This window comes from Gellertiella sp. DMC107, assembly GCF_056313605.1.
On the sequence record NZ_JBQUZZ010000002.1, the window covers coordinates 711,144 to 726,913 of the forward strand.

At 61.2% G+C, this 15,770-nt stretch carries 19 protein-coding genes; 14 read left to right on the plus strand and 5 right to left on the minus strand.

The window, feature by feature from the left end:
• Positions 1-2 precede the first annotated feature (2 nt).
• The 5 genes from flhB to motA form a co-directional block, all read right to left on the minus strand.
• Complete coding sequence (flhB, locus tag ACT54B_RS08850; RefSeq protein ID WP_476044313.1) at positions 3-1,085, minus strand: flagellar biosynthesis protein FlhB; 1,083 nt, start codon at positions 1,083-1,085, stop codon at positions 3-5.
• 276 nt (positions 1,086-1,361) lie between these two features.
• Complete coding sequence (gene fliG / locus ACT54B_RS08855) at positions 1,362-2,405, minus strand: flagellar motor switch protein FliG (RefSeq protein WP_476044315.1); 1,044 nt, start codon at positions 2,403-2,405, stop codon at positions 1,362-1,364.
• 33 nt (positions 2,406-2,438) lie between these two features.
• The gene (gene fliN / locus ACT54B_RS08860) at positions 2,439-2,975 is read right to left on the minus strand and encodes a flagellar motor switch protein FliN (RefSeq protein ID WP_476044317.1); all 537 of its coding nucleotides are present in this window, start codon (positions 2,973-2,975) and stop codon (positions 2,439-2,441) included.
• Between the two features lie 57 nt (positions 2,976-3,032).
• A complete protein-coding gene (locus ACT54B_RS08865; protein WP_476044319.1) occupies positions 3,033-3,983 on the minus strand; it encodes a FliM/FliN family flagellar motor switch protein in 951 nt (316 codons plus the stop codon).
• 5 nt (positions 3,984-3,988) lie between these two features.
• Complete coding sequence (gene motA, locus ACT54B_RS08870; RefSeq protein ID WP_476044321.1) at positions 3,989-4,861, minus strand: flagellar motor stator protein MotA; 873 nt, start codon at positions 4,859-4,861, stop codon at positions 3,989-3,991.
• 301 nt (positions 4,862-5,162) lie between these two features.
• On the opposite strand from motA, the gene flgF reads away from it, so the two are divergent.
• The 14 genes from flgF to ACT54B_RS08940 all read left to right on the plus strand — a co-directional run bounded on the left by flgF (position 5,163) and on the right by ACT54B_RS08940 (position 15,627).
• The gene (gene flgF, locus ACT54B_RS08875; RefSeq protein ID WP_476044323.1) at positions 5,163-5,897 is read left to right on the plus strand and encodes a flagellar basal-body rod protein FlgF; all 735 of its coding nucleotides are present in this window, start codon (positions 5,163-5,165) and stop codon (positions 5,895-5,897) included.
• Positions 5,898-6,045: 148 nt separating this feature from the next.
• Positions 6,046-7,413 (plus strand): flagellar protein export ATPase FliI, encoded by a 1,368-nt coding sequence (fliI, locus tag ACT54B_RS08880; protein WP_476044324.1) that lies wholly within the window; start codon positions 6,046-6,048, stop codon positions 7,411-7,413.
• A gap of 37 nt (positions 7,414-7,450) precedes the next feature.
• Entirely contained in the window at positions 7,451-8,005 is a 555-nt protein-coding gene (locus ACT54B_RS08885) for a flagellar protein (RefSeq protein WP_476044821.1), read from the plus strand.
• 82 nt (positions 8,006-8,087) lie between these two features.
• The gene (gene flgB / locus ACT54B_RS08890) at positions 8,088-8,486 is read left to right on the plus strand and encodes a flagellar basal body rod protein FlgB (RefSeq protein ID WP_476044325.1); all 399 of its coding nucleotides are present in this window, start codon (positions 8,088-8,090) and stop codon (positions 8,484-8,486) included.
• A 6-nt stretch (positions 8,487-8,492) separates the two neighbouring features.
• Positions 8,493-8,912, plus strand: coding sequence for a flagellar basal body rod protein FlgC (gene flgC / locus ACT54B_RS08895; protein WP_476044326.1), 420 nt, complete (start codon positions 8,493-8,495; stop codon positions 8,910-8,912).
• Positions 8,909-9,238, plus strand: coding sequence for a flagellar hook-basal body complex protein FliE (fliE, locus tag ACT54B_RS08900; protein WP_476044327.1), 330 nt, complete (start codon positions 8,909-8,911; stop codon positions 9,236-9,238). The genes flgC and fliE overlap by 4 nt, the downstream gene beginning before the upstream one ends.
• A gap of 20 nt (positions 9,239-9,258) precedes the next feature.
• The gene (gene flgG / locus ACT54B_RS08905) at positions 9,259-10,047 is read left to right on the plus strand and encodes a flagellar basal-body rod protein FlgG (protein ID WP_476044328.1); all 789 of its coding nucleotides are present in this window, start codon (positions 9,259-9,261) and stop codon (positions 10,045-10,047) included.
• 21 nt (positions 10,048-10,068) lie between these two features.
• Positions 10,069-10,551 carry a flagellar basal body P-ring formation chaperone FlgA gene (flgA, locus tag ACT54B_RS08910; protein ID WP_476044330.1) on the plus strand — a complete coding sequence of 161 codons (483 nt, stop codon included), beginning with the start codon at positions 10,069-10,071 and terminating at the stop codon, positions 10,549-10,551.
• Positions 10,548-11,669 carry a flagellar basal body P-ring protein FlgI gene (locus tag ACT54B_RS08915; protein WP_476044332.1) on the plus strand — a complete coding sequence of 374 codons (1,122 nt, stop codon included), beginning with the start codon at positions 10,548-10,550 and terminating at the stop codon, positions 11,667-11,669. The genes flgA and ACT54B_RS08915 overlap by 4 nt, the downstream gene beginning before the upstream one ends.
• On the plus strand, positions 11,666-12,286 hold the full coding sequence (locus ACT54B_RS08920) for a MotE family protein (protein WP_476044334.1): 621 nt from the start codon (positions 11,666-11,668) through the stop codon (positions 12,284-12,286). Before ACT54B_RS08915 ends, ACT54B_RS08920 begins: the two co-directional genes overlap by 4 nt.
• The gene (flgH, locus tag ACT54B_RS08925; RefSeq protein WP_476044335.1) at positions 12,283-12,993 is read left to right on the plus strand and encodes a flagellar basal body L-ring protein FlgH; all 711 of its coding nucleotides are present in this window, start codon (positions 12,283-12,285) and stop codon (positions 12,991-12,993) included. Before ACT54B_RS08920 ends, flgH begins: the two co-directional genes overlap by 4 nt.
• A 12-nt stretch (positions 12,994-13,005) precedes the next feature.
• Positions 13,006-13,545 (plus strand): flagellar basal body-associated FliL family protein, encoded by a 540-nt coding sequence (locus ACT54B_RS08930; RefSeq protein WP_476044336.1) that lies wholly within the window; start codon positions 13,006-13,008, stop codon positions 13,543-13,545.
• On the plus strand, positions 13,542-14,279 hold the full coding sequence (fliP, locus tag ACT54B_RS08935) for a flagellar type III secretion system pore protein FliP (protein WP_476044338.1): 738 nt from the start codon (positions 13,542-13,544) through the stop codon (positions 14,277-14,279). The genes ACT54B_RS08930 and fliP overlap by 4 nt, the downstream gene beginning before the upstream one ends.
• A gap of 385 nt (positions 14,280-14,664) precedes the next feature.
• Positions 14,665-15,627 (plus strand): flagellin N-terminal helical domain-containing protein, encoded by a 963-nt coding sequence (locus ACT54B_RS08940; RefSeq protein WP_476044340.1) that lies wholly within the window; start codon positions 14,665-14,667, stop codon positions 15,625-15,627.
• The last annotated feature ends 143 nt before the right edge of the window (positions 15,628-15,770 follow it).

A 15,770-nucleotide genomic window follows, 5' to 3' on the forward strand; every position in this document is an offset into this window, starting at 1 on the left:
AATCAGTGAATCCGTCTCGTCTGTGGCGATGCGGCGTAGATACGATGGATCAGTTCCGCAACGGCCTTGTAAAAAACCGATGGGATGACGGTATCGACCGAGACTTGCGCAAACATGGAGCGGGCAAGAGGCGGATCTTCGAATACGGGAATTCCGTTTTGCTCCGCGATTTCGCGAATCTTGAGGGCGATCAGGTCCTGCCCCTTGGCAATCACCACCGGCGCATCGTCTTCCTCGCGCACATAGCGCAAGGCCACGGCAAAGTGGGTCGGGTTGGCAATGACCAGCGTGGCCCGGGGCACGTTGGCGATCATGCGCCGGCGGGCGCGGTCGCGGGCGATCGAGCGCTGGCGGGACTTGATGATCGGGTCGCCCTGGCTCTGCTTGAACTCTTCCTTCACTTCCTGCTTCGTCATGCGAAGCTCGGAAAACCAGTGGTGCCGCGTCCAGAAGAAATCCGCCGCGGCCACGACCGCTGTCGACAGCAGAATCACGATCATGACATGCCGCATCGCGCTGTCCATTTTCACGAAAATGACCTGCGGATCGGAAAACATCGCATCGATCGAATCGTAGAATTCGCTCTTGAGAGCGAAGAACATGATGATGGAGACGATCACGATCTTGAACAGCGACTTGCCGAATTCGACGAGGCCTGTCACGCCGAAGATGCGCGAGAGACCCTTCATCGGGGAAATGCGCGAAAACTGGGGCCTGATTCGCTCGAGCACCGGCGTCGGCATGTTCTGCAACACCGACGAACCGATGCCGAACACCATCAGCAGAATCAGGATCGGCGCGAGAATGGACGTCGCGATCCAGCCCAGATTGGTAAAGATGGACAGCGCGTCGATGCTGGATTCCAGCTGCCACTGGTCCGGTTTTTCGAAGAAGTCCCGAAGTGATTCGCTGGTCTGCGCAAAGCGCCCGGGCAGGAAGAAGACGAGATAGACATAGATGGCGAGCGCAGAGGCAAAGATCGTGACCTCTCGGGAGAAGGGCACATTCCCTTTCTCCGCCGCGTCGCGCAGTTTTTTCTCTGTCGGGTCTTCTGTTTTACTGTCCTTGTCCTGCTCGTCTGACATGAAAACCCCGGCCTAAGGTGCGAGGGGGCGAAGCGAGCCCCGGATAAGCCGAGTCTAAAGGAAAGCAGCGCCGAGGGAAACGGCGCTGGCTGTGGATAGCCCGATGCCGCGCCTGCGCTGCGGAACGCAGCCTTCCGGCATCGCCCGGAACGGGAATTCGCCGGAGTGGCGAGAGGCCATTCCGGGTGAACGGGCATGGAGATTTCTGTCGTATCCGGGCGAAGCGGGAAACGCGCCAGGCTTTGCCAACCGCCAGCCGAGGCTGGACGTCTGGTCTCAGGCGGCTTCCTGCGACTTTTCCGCTTCCTTCTCCTTGAGCTCGATCTGTCCGGCATTGGCGAGACGGATCGCCTCCTGGGCCACCGCGCGACGGGCGATGGCGATTTCGCGGGGATTGATGCCCTGCGTGCCGGAAGCCAGATCGGACTCGATCATGCGGCGTGCGCGCGGGCTGATGGCTGAAAGCACGGCCTCGCGGATCTCGTTCGGCGCACCGCGCAGCGCCATCGTGACGATGTCGCCGGCAATGTCGTTGAACAGCAGGACCCGGCTGCGCTGGGGCATGTAGAGCAGATCGTCGAAGAGGAAGATCTTCGGGCGAACCTTGCTGACGGCATCCTTGCTGATCGATTCCAGCGAGTTGAGCAGCGTATCGACCTGCGGCTTGTCCAGCTCGTTCATCAGTTCGGCCACCTTGTTGGTGCCGACGGAGTTCTTCTCGGCCTCGATCTCGCCGATCAGTTCCATGACCCGGTTCTCGATGATCTGGGCCGCCTTGGGGCTGACTTCCTTCATGTTGACGGTGCGGTTCATGATGTCGGCACGCCGGCTGTCAGGCAGCTGCAGCAGCACCTTCGCCCCGAAGGAGGAGGGGAGCATGGAGAGAATATAGGCGATGGTCTGGGGGTGTTCGCGCAGCAGGAACTTGCCCACGAAGGCGGGATCGGCGTCCTGGAGCCGGTCCCAGATGGAGGATTCGTAAGCCTGGAAGGCGGCACGGCGGCCCAGGAGGCCATCGACCTCCTCCGGCGTCAGGCCCTCCTCGAGAATGCTCTCGATGGCCTTGGCATTGTCCATGAGGCCGGCCCCTTCGGTGAAGAGGTCCTCGAATTCGGCGACAAGCATGCCAAGTTCGTCCGGGGGTACGGTCCGGAGGGTCTGGGCGGAGGCGATGATCACCTGCAGCTCGGCCTGCGTGAAATATTTCAGCAGCCGGCCGGCGACAGTCTTGCCCATGGCCAGCAAGACCGCAGCGGCCTTGTCGGCCTGAGAGAGCGGTTTGTCTGGCAGGTTCCCGCCGAAATCGTCAAAGTCCATCATGGTCTTTCACCCTCGCTGTCCCATACATCGGGATCAGACTTTTCTTGTACTCATTACCTCGATCAGCCGGACGCCAAATCGCGTGTCGTCATTCTCAAGCACCGTAATCTCGCCACGGGCGATCCGCCGCCCGTTGACCATGATGTCGACCGGTTCCCCGATTCGCTTGTCGAGGGCGATGGTCGCGCCCTCGTTCAGATTCATAAGCCCCGAAACCTGCATGCGGCTTGTGCCGAGAACGATCTGCACATCGATCGGGATGTCCATGATCAGGTCGAGGTTGGAATTCAGCGCACTGCCGGGTGCCTGCCGACGCTGGCCGTCATGCATGCCGCCTGCCGGCGGTGTCGGAGTTCCGCCGAAATCCTGGCCGCCGAAGGCTGAGAGATCGGTTCCGCCACCCGCAGCGGCGCCGAAATCGCCGCCGAAGCTTTCGAGGTCCGGCAGGGAGCCGTCCGCGTCGTTCTTCAGAACGCCGCGCAGATCGTCGATGGCATTTTCGAGATCGGCATTGCTGCCGAGCGAATCCATCGAGAAATCGGAATCCAGTGGGTTCTTTTGAGTAGCCATGAATATACTATTCCATCTGAAACTTGCGTCAAACTGCCTTCGTCTTCCGGCCCCGCCTCAGCTCATCAGATGACGAAGGATTTCGTCGTCGGAACTGACATTGTCCTTGACCCGGACCATGTAGTTGGCGCCGGATTTCCCGAATTCGCAGACATACATTTCCTTGCCGTTGGCGCTGACATCCACATGGACGTCCTCGACATCGAAGAAGGGGATCACATCGCCCGCTGCCAGCTTGGAGATCGTGCGCAGCGTCAGGGTCTGCAGCTTGATTCGCGCTTCGAGCGTCACCTGCGAGCGGCGAACCTGCTCGCCGATCTGGTCGGCCCATTCCTTCTTGCCCTTGGCCAGCTGGCCCTTCGACTTCGGAAAGACCACGGTGGTCTTTAGAAGCGCCTTCTGCGGCACGATGAGGCTGAATTCGGTCGTCACCGGACCGAGAGAAATATGGAGGCGGATGACCGCGGCATACTGGTCCGGCACATCCTGGGCGGGCTTCGGGCGGTCTTCCGCATTCAGCGGCCGTTCGATCAGCGTTTCGAAACCGCCCGGCGCATTGACGCCCGATTTCAGGACGCTGCCGATCTTCTCGAACACCATCACCGCCATGTCGAGCTCGATCCGCGACAGCGGGCGCATGACCGGCTCTTCGATCGTGTCACCGGTTGCGCCGAGCATGTGTTCCATCAGCGTAATGACGAAGCCGTTGCCGCAGGTCATCAGGAAGGAGGGGCACCAGTTGCGCAGCGAGGCATCGGCGACCACGCATTCGTCGGTCACCTCGGCCACGAGATCGCTCATCAGACCGGTATCGCATCCCGCATAGCTCACATCCACGTTGAGATGGGTCTCGCTGTGGAAGACGTCGGGAAGGAAGTCGGAATAGAGCTGGCCGAAATCGGCGCAGATTTTGTCGATGGTGCGCCGGTCGCCCAGCCCGCCGGTCAGTCGGGCGAGAAGGGCGGGGTCCATGCGCGTCGCGGGGGAGGTTGCCGTAGCTTCTGTCATGGTCGTCAGGCTGCCTTGTTTTCACCGCCAGGATTCATCATTTCCTGTTCAACGGCGTCGATGGAAGGACGTTCGTAGGAGGAGATCGTCTTGCGGCCATATTCCAGCGCGACCTGCGGAACCGAGCCGTTCATGTAGGCGAGGAGCGTCTGCTTCACCACGATGTAAAGCCGGTGCTGCTTGGTGCGCACGCCCTTGATCTGCGCCACGATGGGGTTGCAGACCGAATAGGAGAGAAGAATGCCGAGGAATGTACCCACAAGCGCCGAACCGATGAGGTGACCGAGCACTTCCGGCGGATCGTTGATGTGCGCCATGGCCTTGATAACGCCGAGAACCGCCGCCACGATACCGATGGCCGGAAAGCTGTCACCCATGGAGGTGATCGCATTATACGGCTTCATCTTGTCGTAAAGCATCGTGTTCATTTCCTCGTCCATCAGCGCCTCGATCTCGTGGCTGCGGGCATTGCCGATGATGATGAGGCGGACATAGTCGCAGATGAATGCCGTGAGGTCCTTGTTCTTCAGGACCGAGGGCGCCACCTGGAAGATCGAGGATTCGGCCGGATTGTCGATATGGGCTTCGATCTCGTTGCGCGACTTGGTGCGCAGGTCGCGCATCAGGGAGTAGAGCACGCCGAGAACGTCGAGATAATCGCGCTCCTTCGGCACCGACTGCTTGAAGGCTTCGCCAACCGCCTTGCCGGTATCCTTCACCACCTTCATGGGATTGGCCATGATATAGCCACCCATGCCGGCGCCGGCGATGATCACGAATTCGAAGGGCTGCCAGAGTGCCCCGATATGGCCGCCCATGGCCATGAAGCTGCCGATGATGCAGCCTGCGGTGATCACGAGTCCAATGATTATGTTCATGACTAGCCCATGCTCGGTGATTGAATGTCGCTGTCTGGATTAGGATTCCAGGCTTGCGTGAGGCTGTTTGCAGAAAGCCGTCGCGGATCGGCATGTCCCGGGAAGTCAGGGCCAGTTTCGCGCAAGCATTGTTCCGCACAGTCGCGGAACAGGGCGATCATGCCCGGTTGCCATTATGGCGGTGCGTTATGAGGACCTCGTTAACGCAAGCGGGAAGGTCGGGTGCCGGAACGGCACAGATGTTCCTCCGGCCGGCAGCCGGAATGGCGCCATATCTCGATTTTCAGCGGAGTCTCTGGCTGTGCAGTCCGGTCTATATGTATCGCTTTCCTCGCAGATTGCGCTCGAGCGGCGCCTCACCACCATTGCCGACAACATGGCGAATTCGAACACCGTGGGCTTTCGCTCCACGGATGTGAAATTCGATCAGGTGATGAGCAATACCGAGAACGACATTGGCGCGAAAATCGCCTTTGTGTCCCAGGGCAACGACTATCTGTCCGAACGGCAAGGCGAAATGATCCAGACGGAGAATGCCATGGATTTCGCCATCCGGGGCGATGCCTGGTTCTCGATCAGCACGCCGGCCGGTTCGGTTCTCACGCGGGACGGGCGCTTTACCCTGTCGGAGACGGGTCAGCTCATCTCCTCGCGGGGCTATCCGGTGCAGGATGCGGGCGGCGCGCCCATTCAGGTGCCGCGCGACGGAGGCCCCATCAAGGTCGGTCGCGACGGCAACATCTTCCAGTCCGGCAAGCTGGTGGGCTCCATCGGCCTCTATACGGCCGATCTCTCGCAGGGGTTCGTCCGCTTCGAGAATTCCGGCGTCATTGCCACCCAGACGCCGCGCCCGGTCGTCGACCAGCCGGAAGTGGGCGTCATGCAGGGCTATGTGGAGCAGTCGAACGTCAACGGCATCGGCGAAATGACCCAGCTGATCCAGGTCAACCGCGCCTTCGAACAGATCACGGCCCTGATGCGCGACAGCGAAAGCTCGCTGCAGGAGGCGATCCGGACGCTGGGCGGAAGCCGGTAAGGGGGGAGCGGCCCGTGGGCCGCATCTGCTTCCATGAGGGAGCAGCCGGGAAACGCGTCCGGCGCGTGACCGAAAGAATGAGTCTTTTCAACAATGACCGGCAGACCGGGCAGGCTTTTCGAGCCGCCGCCCGGCAGGGAGCATCGAGATGACCGAGGCCGCGCTGAACGACATTCCCGTATCCCGCAAGCTGACCCAGCTTGCCGGGCTGGTCGACCGCTATGCAAAGCCGGCCCACGCGGTCACCCATGGCGGCCATGTGCAGACCATCGCTGCGGGCCATTATACGGTCTCCGGCCTCTCGAAACATGTGCGTCTGGGAGAATTCGTCGCCCATCGCAGTGCCTCCGGCATCCATCTCGGCGAAGTCATTCGCGTGGAGCCGGACGTGGTCTATGTCTGCCCGATCGAGCCGGGCGAACCCATCGGCATTCACGACACCATCATCCGCAAGGGTGCCTTCCGCATCGCACCGGACGACAGCTGGTGCGGGCGCACCATCAATGCGCTCGGCGAGCCCATCGACGGACAGGGACCGCTGACACCAGGCAATATCCGCCGCCCCATTTCCAATACGGCCCCGCCCTCCATGACGCGCCAGCGCGTGGAAAACGGTTTCAAGACGGGCGTGCGGGCCATCGATATCTTTTCTCCGCTCTGTTACGGGCAGCGTCTGGGCGTTTTCGCCGGGTCGGGCGTCGGCAAGTCCACGCTGCTGTCCATGCTGGCGCGGGCCGATGCCTTCGACAAGGTGGTGATTGCGCTGGTGGGCGAACGCGGCCGTGAAGTGCGCGAATTCATCGAGGACACGCTGGGCGTCCACATGGCGAAATCCATCGCCGTGGTGGCCACATCGGACGAAAGCCCGATGCTGCGCAAGATGGCGCCGCTTTCGGCCATCACCATCGCCGAACATTTCCGCGATCAGGGGGATAATGTCCTGCTGATCGTCGACAGCGTGACCCGCTTTGCCCATGCCATCCGCGAAGTGGCGGTGGCTGCCGGCGAACCGCCGATTGCGCGCGGCTATCCCGCATCCGTCTTTACCGAATTGCCGCGCCTTCTCGAGCGCGCCGGCCCGGGCGCCGAGGATGCGGGCACGATCACGGCGATCATCTCGATCCTCGTCGACGGTGACAACCACAACGATCCGATCGCCGACAGCACCCGCGGCATTCTCGACGGCCATATCGTGCTGGAACGCACGCTGGCGGAGGAGGGGCGTTATCCCCCCGTCAATCCGCTTGCCTCGATTTCCCGTCTTGCGCGCAAGGCCTGGACACCGGACCAGGAAAAACTCGTCCGGCGGCTGAAATCGCTCATTCACCGCTTTGAGGAAACGCGCGACCTCCGCCTGATCGGCGGGTACAGGCCGGGCAGCGATCCCGATCTCGACATGGCCATCAAGCAGGTGCCGATCATTTACGAGGTCCTGAAGCAGTCTCCGGGCGACAAGCCCGCCAACGACGCTTTTGCGGATCTCGCCAATGGTCTGAAGAACGGCGCCGTGCGCTAGGGCCGAAGGCATCAGGAAGGAAAGAAACGTGACCGACATGGATTTCGAGGATGACGAACGGCCGGTGCAGCCCATCGCCCGGCCGCGCGGCAAGTCGATCTGGGCCGATCGCCTGCTGGTGACGGCGGGCGTCACCATGGCCGCGGCCGCAGCCTTCTTCCCGTGGTATGTCTTCTTCAACGAGGACAAGTTCGGAATCCGGGTGGCCTCCATCGACCGCAGCCGCGACCTGCCCCACACGGGACCCCGCAACGTGTTCAGCGTTTCGCCCATGGCGATGGTCAACAAGAACAAGAATCCCAATCCGCCGGAGCCGTCGCTGGATCAGCTGACGACGGCGACGGTCTCGAGCATCGGCAAGACCAAGCCTTCCGCCAAGACGCCCCTCGAGGAACAGCCTTTCCCCGGCCAGACCGGCTTCCGCCTCATGCACGTCGCCAACGGCCGGGCCATGATCGAGGACCGGACCGGCATGTATCTCGTGCGCGTGGGTTCCATCCTGCCGGACCAGAGCCGTCTCGCGGCCATCGAACAGAAGGATGGCAAGTGGGTGATCGTCACCTCCAAGGGGGACGTCTTCAACACGGAGTAAGGCATTTCCAGCCTCCGGTTTTCCGTAAGTCCCACGCAAGATTAGCACCTTAGTGTTTTTCCAGGACAAGACGGAGAACAGCATGACGCAGCCTATCCAACTTTTCAGCCTGGCGTCCCGGCAAGCCGAGTGGCTTTCTGTCCGCCAGGAAGTGGTGGCATCGAATATCGCGAATGCCAGCACCCCGAAATACCGCGCCAAGGATGTAACCCCTTTCAACGCGGTCATGGACAAGAGCGGCAGCTTCCAGATGGCGCGCACCAATGCGGCGCATCTGACGGGAAATCCGGCCGGCATCAGTGGTGATGTCGAAGTGCGCGAAGCCGCCCTGGCCGATGAAATCGGCGTACAGGAATCCGGCAATACGGTCGGCCTCGCCGAGGAAATGACCAAGAGCGGCGAAATCAAGCGTCAGTACGAACTGAATGCTGCGCTCGTCAAATCCTTCCATCGCATGATGTTGATGACGGTAAGGAAGTAACAGATCATGGACCCCTTGGCAGCCTCCCTCAAGATCGCCGGAACGGGCATGGAAGCCCAGGCCACCCGCCTGCGCATCGTTTCGGAAAACATCGCCAACGCCCGCTCCACGGGCGATACGCCTGGCGCCGATCCCTACCGGCGCAAGACCATCTCCTTCGGTTCCGAACTGGACAAGGCTTCCGGCGCGGACGTGGTGACGGTGGAAAAACTGGGCACCGACAAGTCGAAATTCATCGAGGAATACGACCCGGGCAATCCGGCCGCAGACCCGAAGGGCATGGTGAAGATGCCCAACGTGAACATTCTCGTGGAAATGGCCGACATGCGGGAAGCAAACCGCAACTACGAAGCCAATCTCCAAACCATCAAGCAGTCGCGCGATCTGATTTCCGCGACCCTGGATCTTCTGAAGGCATCGCAATGATTGACGCATTGACCGGAGTAAGCAGCATCAGCGGGCTCGGCGCCGTTGGCAAGACCCTTCTCGAAGGCACGAAGGCCGCGACCGCCGCCTCGCCGGCAATCGCCGCCGGGCAGAGCTTCGGCGACGTGCTGACCCAGATGGCATCGGATGCCATGACCAATATCAAGCAGGGTGAGGCCATGTCCTTTGCCGGCCTGCAGGGCAAGGCCTCGACCCGTGAAGTGGTCGATGCGGTCATGCAGGCGGAGCAGTCCCTGCAGACGGCCATCTCGCTCAGAGACAAGGTGGTTTCCGCCTTCCTCGACGTCACCAAAATGCAGATCTAGAAACATCGAGGCCCCAGAGCATGAGAGCGCTTTCCATCGCCGCAACCGGCATGAATGCCCAGCAGACCAATCTCGAGGTGATCGCGAACAACATCGCGAACATCAACACGACAGGCTACAAGCGCGCCCGCGCCGAATTCACCGATCTGCTCTATCAGACCGAGCGCCTGCAGGGCGTGCCGAACCGCGCCAACCAGGCCATCGTGCCGGAAGGCGCCAATATCGGCCTCGGCGTGCAGACGGCGGCCGTGCGCAACATCCATATCCAGGGCGAGCTGCAGGAGACCGGCAACCAGTTCGACGTGGCCATCATCGGCCGCGGCTGGTTCCAGGTCCAGACGCCTGACGGTACCACCATGTATAGCCGCGCCGGCACCTTCAACACCAATGCCCAGGGGCAGCTGGTCACCATCGAAGGCTATGCGGTCGTGCCGAACATCACGGTTCCGCAGGATACCAGCGAAGTGAAGATCAACGCGTCCGGCCAGGTCTTCGCCCGCGTCGGCAACTCCGGGGAGTTCACCGAGCTCGGTCAGCTTACCCTTGCCAACTTCGTCAACGAAGCCGGCCTGCAGCCGATGGGGGACAATCTCTTCCAGCAGACCGCAGCCTCCGGCGAGGCCATCGTCGCGGCACCCGGAGATCCGGGCTTCGGCACGCTCAAGCAGAAATATCTCGAAAGCTCCAACGTGGATGCGGTGAAGGAAATCTCCGAAATGATTTCCGCCCAGCGCGCCTACGAAATGAACTCCAAGGTCATCCAGACCGCGGACGAAATGGCAGCCGTCGTCAGCAAGAACTTGAAATAAGGAAAGAAAGGCAGGGCGAACATGACGTTTTCCCAGACAGCAACACGCCGCGCGGGAGCAGCCGTTCTCGCAGCGAAAATCCTGTTCGGCCCTGCCTGGGCATTCGCCGCCGGATCGCTGGGCACCGCCGTTGTGCCCTCCGCGATCATCTATCCGGGGCAGGAAATTTCCAGCGATCGAATCCAGGTGGTCGAGGTGACCAATCCCAACCTCACCGGCGATTATGCGCGCACCAGCAACGAGGTGATCGGCTACATCGCCAAGTCCACCCTGCTGCCGGGGCGCACGATCCCCGTTTCGGCCCTGCGCCAGCCCTTCGCCATGACGCGCGGTTCCACCGTGCGGCTCACCTTTACAATCGGCAGCATGACCATCTCCGCCGCCGGATCTCCCCTCGTCGATGCCGCGGTGGGTGACGTGATCCGTGCGCGCAATCTCGATTCCGGCGTGATCGTCAGCGGCACGGTCATGGCCGATGGCACGATCCATGTGGTAGCGAAATGAAAAAACTGCGTTTTCTCCTCCACACCCTTCTCGCCGCCGTCTTTCTTGCGGCGGGCGTGCAGCCCTCCGGTGCTGCCGTCTCGCGCATCAAGGATATTGCCTCGCTGCAGGCGGGCCGTGACAACCAGCTGATCGGCTACGGCCTGATCGTCGGCCTCCAGGGCAGCGGCGACAGCCTGCGCGCCTCGCCCTTCACCGAACAGTCCATGCGGGCGATGCTGCAAAACCTCGGCATTTCCACCCAGGGCGGGCAATCCGGCGCGAAGAACACCGCTGCCGTCATGGTCACGGCCACCTTGCCGCCCTTCGCCAGCCCCGGCAGCCGCATCGACGTCAATGTCAGCTCGCTGGGGGATGCCTCGTCGCTGCGCGGCGGCACGCTCGTCATGACCTCGCTTTCGGGCGCGGACGGCCAGATCTATGCGGTCGCCCAGGGAAGTGTGGTGGTGTCCGGCTTCACGGCCCAGGGCCAGGCCACCACCGTCACCGAAGGCGTCACCACCGCCGGCCGCGTGCCGAACGGCGCGATCGTCGAGCGTCAGCTGCCCTCGCGTTTCAAGGACGGCATCGATCTCGTCCTGCAGCTGCGCAATCCCGATTTCACCACCGCCGTCGGCCTCGCCGAAACGGTCAACCGCTACGCCGCCAAGAAATATGGCGCGCCGATTGCCGAGGCCCGCGACAGCCAGGAAATCGCCATCGAGAAACCGAAGACCGCCGATCTCGCCCGCCTGATGGCTGAAATCGAGAACCTGCAAGTCGAGACGGATACGCCTGCGAAGGTGGTCGTCAACGAGCGGACCGGCACGATTGTCATCGGCGCGGATGTCCGGGTTTCCAAGGTGGCCGTCTCCTATGGCACGCTGACGGTCCAGATCACCGAAACGCCCCAGGTCATCCAGCCGGAACCCTTCTCTCGGGGGCAGACGGCGCTTCAACCGCAAACCGACATCACCGCCCAGAAAAGCGGCGGCAAGGTTGCCGAGCTCGAAGGTCCCGACCTGAAGACGCTGGTGGCCGGCCTCAACAATATCGGCGTCAAGCCTGACGGCATTATCGCCATCCTCCAGGGCATCAAGTCCGCGGGGGCACTCCAAGCGGAGCTCGTTCTGCAATGATTGACAGATTGAACCATTCCTATCGTCTGGCCGCCGGCGTGGCCGCGCTCAGCCTCCTGCTGGGCTTTGCGGCGCCGGTCAACGCCGAGGAAGCGCAGGCCGAGCCCGCCGCCGCGGCAGAAGCCTCCGCCGAGGCGCCGGCTGCCCAGCCCGCAGACGGTGCGGGCACACAGGCCTATCCCAAGCCCCGCCAGATGGGCGAGATGACCTCCGAGGAGGAAATCCAGAAATTCTGCACCAATATCGCCGATGCGGCGAAGGATCGGCGCTATCTGCTGCAGAAGCAGGAGCTGGAAAAGCTGCAGACCGACATCAACGCGCGCATCACCATCCTCGAGAAGCGCAAGGCGGAATATGAGGACTGGTTGAAGCGCCGCAATGATTTCCTCGCGCAGACGCAGGCCAATCTCGTCAGCGTCTACAAGACGATGAAAGCCGATGCGGCCGCGCCGCAGTTGCAGGAACTCCGGCCGGAAATCGCCGCCTCGATCATCATGAAACTTCCGGCCCGCCAGTCGGGCCTGATCCTCAGTGAAATGGATCCGCGCAAGGCTGCCATGGTCGCCGCCGTGATGACCAGTGCCGCCGATCCCAATACGTCCAAGGACCCGTCATGAAGAAGTGTGTATCCGCAATCCTCACTGCCGCCCTTCTGGCCGGATGCCAGAGCCAGGCGGCCCGGGAAATTGGACGTGCCCCGGAAATGAGCCCCATCGGCAGCGGCCTGCAATATGGACGCACCCAGCAGATGGCGCTCTATCCCAAGGAACCCCCGCGCGCCGCCGTCGGCTATTCTCTGTGGAACGACAGCCGGGCAGCCCTCTTCAAGGATGCCCGCGCGCTGAACGTTGGCGATATTCTGACCGTCAACATCCAGATCAACGACAAGGCCTCCTTCGATAACAAGACCGACCGCAGCCGCCAGAACAAGAGCGATGGCAGCTGGTCGCTGAAGTCGGACATTCTCGGCTGGGATCCTGCCACCAGCGCGGACGCGTCCTATGGTTCGGACACCTCGACCCAGGGCAAGGGCACGACCAGCCGGTCCGAAAAGCTGACGCTTCTGGTAGCGGCCGTGGTGACCGGCATTCTGGAGAATGGCAACCTCGTCATATCCGGATCGCAGGAAGTGCGGGTGAACCACGAGCTGCGCATTCTGAACGTCGCCGGTATCGTCCGGCCGCAGGATGTGGACGCCAACAACACGATTTCCTACGAGCGCATCGCCGAAGCCCGCATCTCCTACGGTGGCCGCGGCCGCCTGACCGAAGTGCAGCAGCCTCCGGTCGGCCAGCAGGCGGTCGATCTCTACACCCCCTTCTGACGGCAGGACATCATGGCGGACGAACCGGAAACCGAAGGCGCGTCGAAGAAGAAAAAAGGCGGCATGATCCCCCTCATCGGCATTTTCGCCGCGCTGACCCTCGTGGGCGGCGGCGGAGGCTGGGTGCTGGGGGGCATGCTTGCCGACAAGCTGATGCCGCAGATCAAGGCCGCGCGCGAAGAGGCGGCCAAGCAGGCCGCCAAGGAAGCGGGCAAACAGGGCGAGGAAAAGAAGGACGGGGAGGGACTTCCGCGGATCGCCACGGAGGCCAATGGCATCGTGCAGCTGGAGCCGATCACCACCAATCTGGCTTATCCCTCGGAAAACTGGGTCAAGCTCGATGTGGCGCTGCTGTTCAACGGCCCACCGGACCCGAAGCTCGCGGAGGATATCCATCAGGATATCATGGCCTATATCCGCACGGTCTCCCTTCAGCAGCTGGAGGGCCCGCGCGGCTTCGAATATCTTCGGGATGACATACAGGAGCGTGTTGACCTGCGCTCGGAAGGGCGCGTATCGAAGGTCATGTTCAGGACCTTTGTCGTCGAATGATTCGATTAGTTGCGGCGATTGCCACCTTTCTGCTGATCCCCTCCATCGCCGTGGCCCAACAGCTTTCGACGAGCATCCTGAATTTGCCTGTCGACGGATCGGCTGCCGCCTGGATCATCCGCACGTTCGGATTGCTGACGGTGCTGTCCATCGCGCCCGGCATCCTGATCATGGTGACCAGCTTTCCGCGCTTCATCATCGCCTTTTCGATCCTGCGGTCGGGCATGGGTCTGTCCACCACGCCCTCCAACATGATCATCCTCAGCCTTTCGCTGTTCATGACCTTCTATGTGATGGCCCCGACGCTGGACAAGGCCTGGCAGGAGGGCGCCCAACCCTTGCTCGACAACAAGATTACCGAGCAGGAAGCGGTGCTGCGGATTGCCGAACCCTTCCGCACCTTCATGAGCGCGAACACCCGCGACAAGGATCTGAAGCTGTTCGTGGATATTGCCCGCGAGCGAAACCAGTCCGTCGGCACGGCTGACAAGATCGACTATCGCGTGCTGGTGCCGGCCTTCATGATTTCGGAAATCCGCCGGGGATTTGAAATCGGCTTCCTGATCATCCTGCCGTTCCTCGTGATTGACCTGATCGTGGCCACCATCACCATGGCCATGGGCATGATGATGCTGCCCCCCACCTCCATTTCTCTGCCGTTCAAGATCCTGTTTTTCGTGCTGATCGACGGCTGGAATCTGCTGGTCGGCAGCCTCGTGCGCTCCTTTTCCTAGAGAAATTCCAGAAAGCGTGACCCCGCTTTTCCCGTCCGGAAATGCGCCTGGACAAAGGGTTAGGACCCGTCCGGCGAGGCGGTGATAGTCTGACGGGCTGTATCCCGGCAGACTATCCGCAGGATCTCTCCCTTTCGAAAATTAAAATAAAATTATAGTTTTTCTTTAAGCTCTTGTTCACCATGCCGTGCACTGCTCGAATGCTTCTGTCCAAATTAAGTTGTCAGAAATAATTTCAACGCATCATCATCCTCACATGACGGGTTTGGTCTCCTCACGAGGAAAGATGCGGAGCCGAGAGGCATGAAGCCATCTGTCATCACCGGTGAAGTATCAAGTCCGGTATGTCCCTCCAATGGTTCTGCGTAAAAAAGGGACAATCAGTATGTCTAGCATCATGACGAATTCGTCGGCTCTTGCCGCTCTTGCCACCCTGCGTTCGATCGACTCGGGCCTCGAAAAGACCCAGAACGCGATCTCCTCGGGCTACCGCGTTGACACCGCAAAGGACAACGCTGCCTACTGGTCCATCGCAACCACCATGCGTTCGGACAACAAGGCGCTGTCCACGGTTCAGGACGCACTCGGCCTCGCTTCGGCAAAGACCGATACGGCCTATTCCGGTCTCGACACTGCCATCAACATCGTGTCGGAAATCAAGGCCAAGCTGGTTGCCGCCCGCGAACCGGGTGTTGACCGCGACAAGGTGAACAAGGAACTGACCGAGCTGAAGAACCAGCTGGTTTCCGTTTCCCAGTCCGCCTCCTTCTCCGGTGAAAACTGGCTGTACAACGACTCCACGGCTGCCGTCGGCACCAAGGAAATGGTCGGCTCCTTCACCCGTACCTCTGCCGGTTCCGTCTCGGTCCAGACCGTCGACTTCGACGCTTCGAAGTCGGTCCTGATCGACACCAAGGGTGCAAGCCGCGGCCTTCTGACCGTTGGCGTCCAGGTAACCCAGCCGTCGGGCACCACGACGTCCACCCAGACCTACTTCCTGGTCAACGTCTCCTCGGCCACCGCGGCCACCGGTTCGGAAGTGAAGATCTCTTCCGCCACCACGGACGACAACCTCGAAGGCATGATCATGGCCGTGGACTCCACGCTGAAGTCCATGACCGACACCGCCGCAACCCTCGGCGCCGTCAACAAGCGCATCGACACCCAGAACAACTTCGTGAAGTCCCTCTCGGACGTGATCGACAAGGGTGTGGGCCGCCTCGTGGATGCTGACATGAACGAAGAGTCCACCAAGCTGAAGGCGCTGCAGACGCAGCAGCAGCTGGGTATCCAGGCTCTGTCGATCGCCAACAGCAATTCCCAGAACATCCTCGCTCTCTTCCGTTAATCGACGGAACAGACCGAAAGGACAGGAGGCCGCGCCAAAAGCGCGGCCTTTTTCTATGCGCAAAATTAAACATTAAAAATCAATAGATTAAAATAAACGAAGAAAAAAAATTAGCGATTTACGTGATATTAACCATGCCGGTT

Bases quoted from the DNA above. Each gene is read 5' to 3' on its own strand.
- motA (WP_476044321.1), bottom strand. From the start codon at position 4,861: ATGAACATAATCATTGGACTCGTGATCACCGCAGGCTGCATCATCGGC.
- ACT54B_RS08930 (WP_476044336.1), top strand. From the start codon at position 13,006: ATGGCGGACGAACCGGAAACCGAAGGCGCGTCGAAGAAGAAAAAAGGC.
- fliE (WP_476044327.1), top strand. From the start codon at position 8,909: ATGATTGACGCATTGACCGGAGTAAGCAGCATCAGCGGGCTCGGCGCC.
- fliN (WP_476044317.1), bottom strand. From the start codon at position 2,975: ATGGCTACTCAAAAGAACCCACTGGATTCCGATTTCTCGATGGATTCG.
- ACT54B_RS08865 (WP_476044319.1), bottom strand. From the start codon at position 3,983: ATGACAGAAGCTACGGCAACCTCCCCCGCGACGCGCATGGACCCCGCC.
- flhB (WP_476044313.1), bottom strand. From the start codon at position 1,085: ATGTCAGACGAGCAGGACAAGGACAGTAAAACAGAAGACCCGACAGAG.
- flgA (WP_476044330.1), top strand. From the start codon at position 10,069: ATGACGTTTTCCCAGACAGCAACACGCCGCGCGGGAGCAGCCGTTCTC.
- flgG (WP_476044328.1), top strand. From the start codon at position 9,259: ATGAGAGCGCTTTCCATCGCCGCAACCGGCATGAATGCCCAGCAGACC.
- ACT54B_RS08940 (WP_476044340.1), top strand. From the start codon at position 14,665: ATGTCTAGCATCATGACGAATTCGTCGGCTCTTGCCGCTCTTGCCACC.
- flgH (WP_476044335.1), top strand. From the start codon at position 12,283: ATGAAGAAGTGTGTATCCGCAATCCTCACTGCCGCCCTTCTGGCCGGA.
- ACT54B_RS08915 (WP_476044332.1), top strand. From the start codon at position 10,548: ATGAAAAAACTGCGTTTTCTCCTCCACACCCTTCTCGCCGCCGTCTTT.
- flgB (WP_476044325.1), top strand. From the start codon at position 8,088: ATGACGCAGCCTATCCAACTTTTCAGCCTGGCGTCCCGGCAAGCCGAG.
- fliG (WP_476044315.1), bottom strand. From the start codon at position 2,405: ATGATGGACTTTGACGATTTCGGCGGGAACCTGCCAGACAAACCGCTC.
- flgC (WP_476044326.1), top strand. From the start codon at position 8,493: ATGGACCCCTTGGCAGCCTCCCTCAAGATCGCCGGAACGGGCATGGAA.
- ACT54B_RS08885 (WP_476044821.1), top strand. From the start codon at position 7,451: ATGGATTTCGAGGATGACGAACGGCCGGTGCAGCCCATCGCCCGGCCG.
- ACT54B_RS08920 (WP_476044334.1), top strand. From the start codon at position 11,666: ATGATTGACAGATTGAACCATTCCTATCGTCTGGCCGCCGGCGTGGCC.
- fliP (WP_476044338.1), top strand. From the start codon at position 13,542: ATGATTCGATTAGTTGCGGCGATTGCCACCTTTCTGCTGATCCCCTCC.
- fliI (WP_476044324.1), top strand. From the start codon at position 6,046: ATGACCGAGGCCGCGCTGAACGACATTCCCGTATCCCGCAAGCTGACC.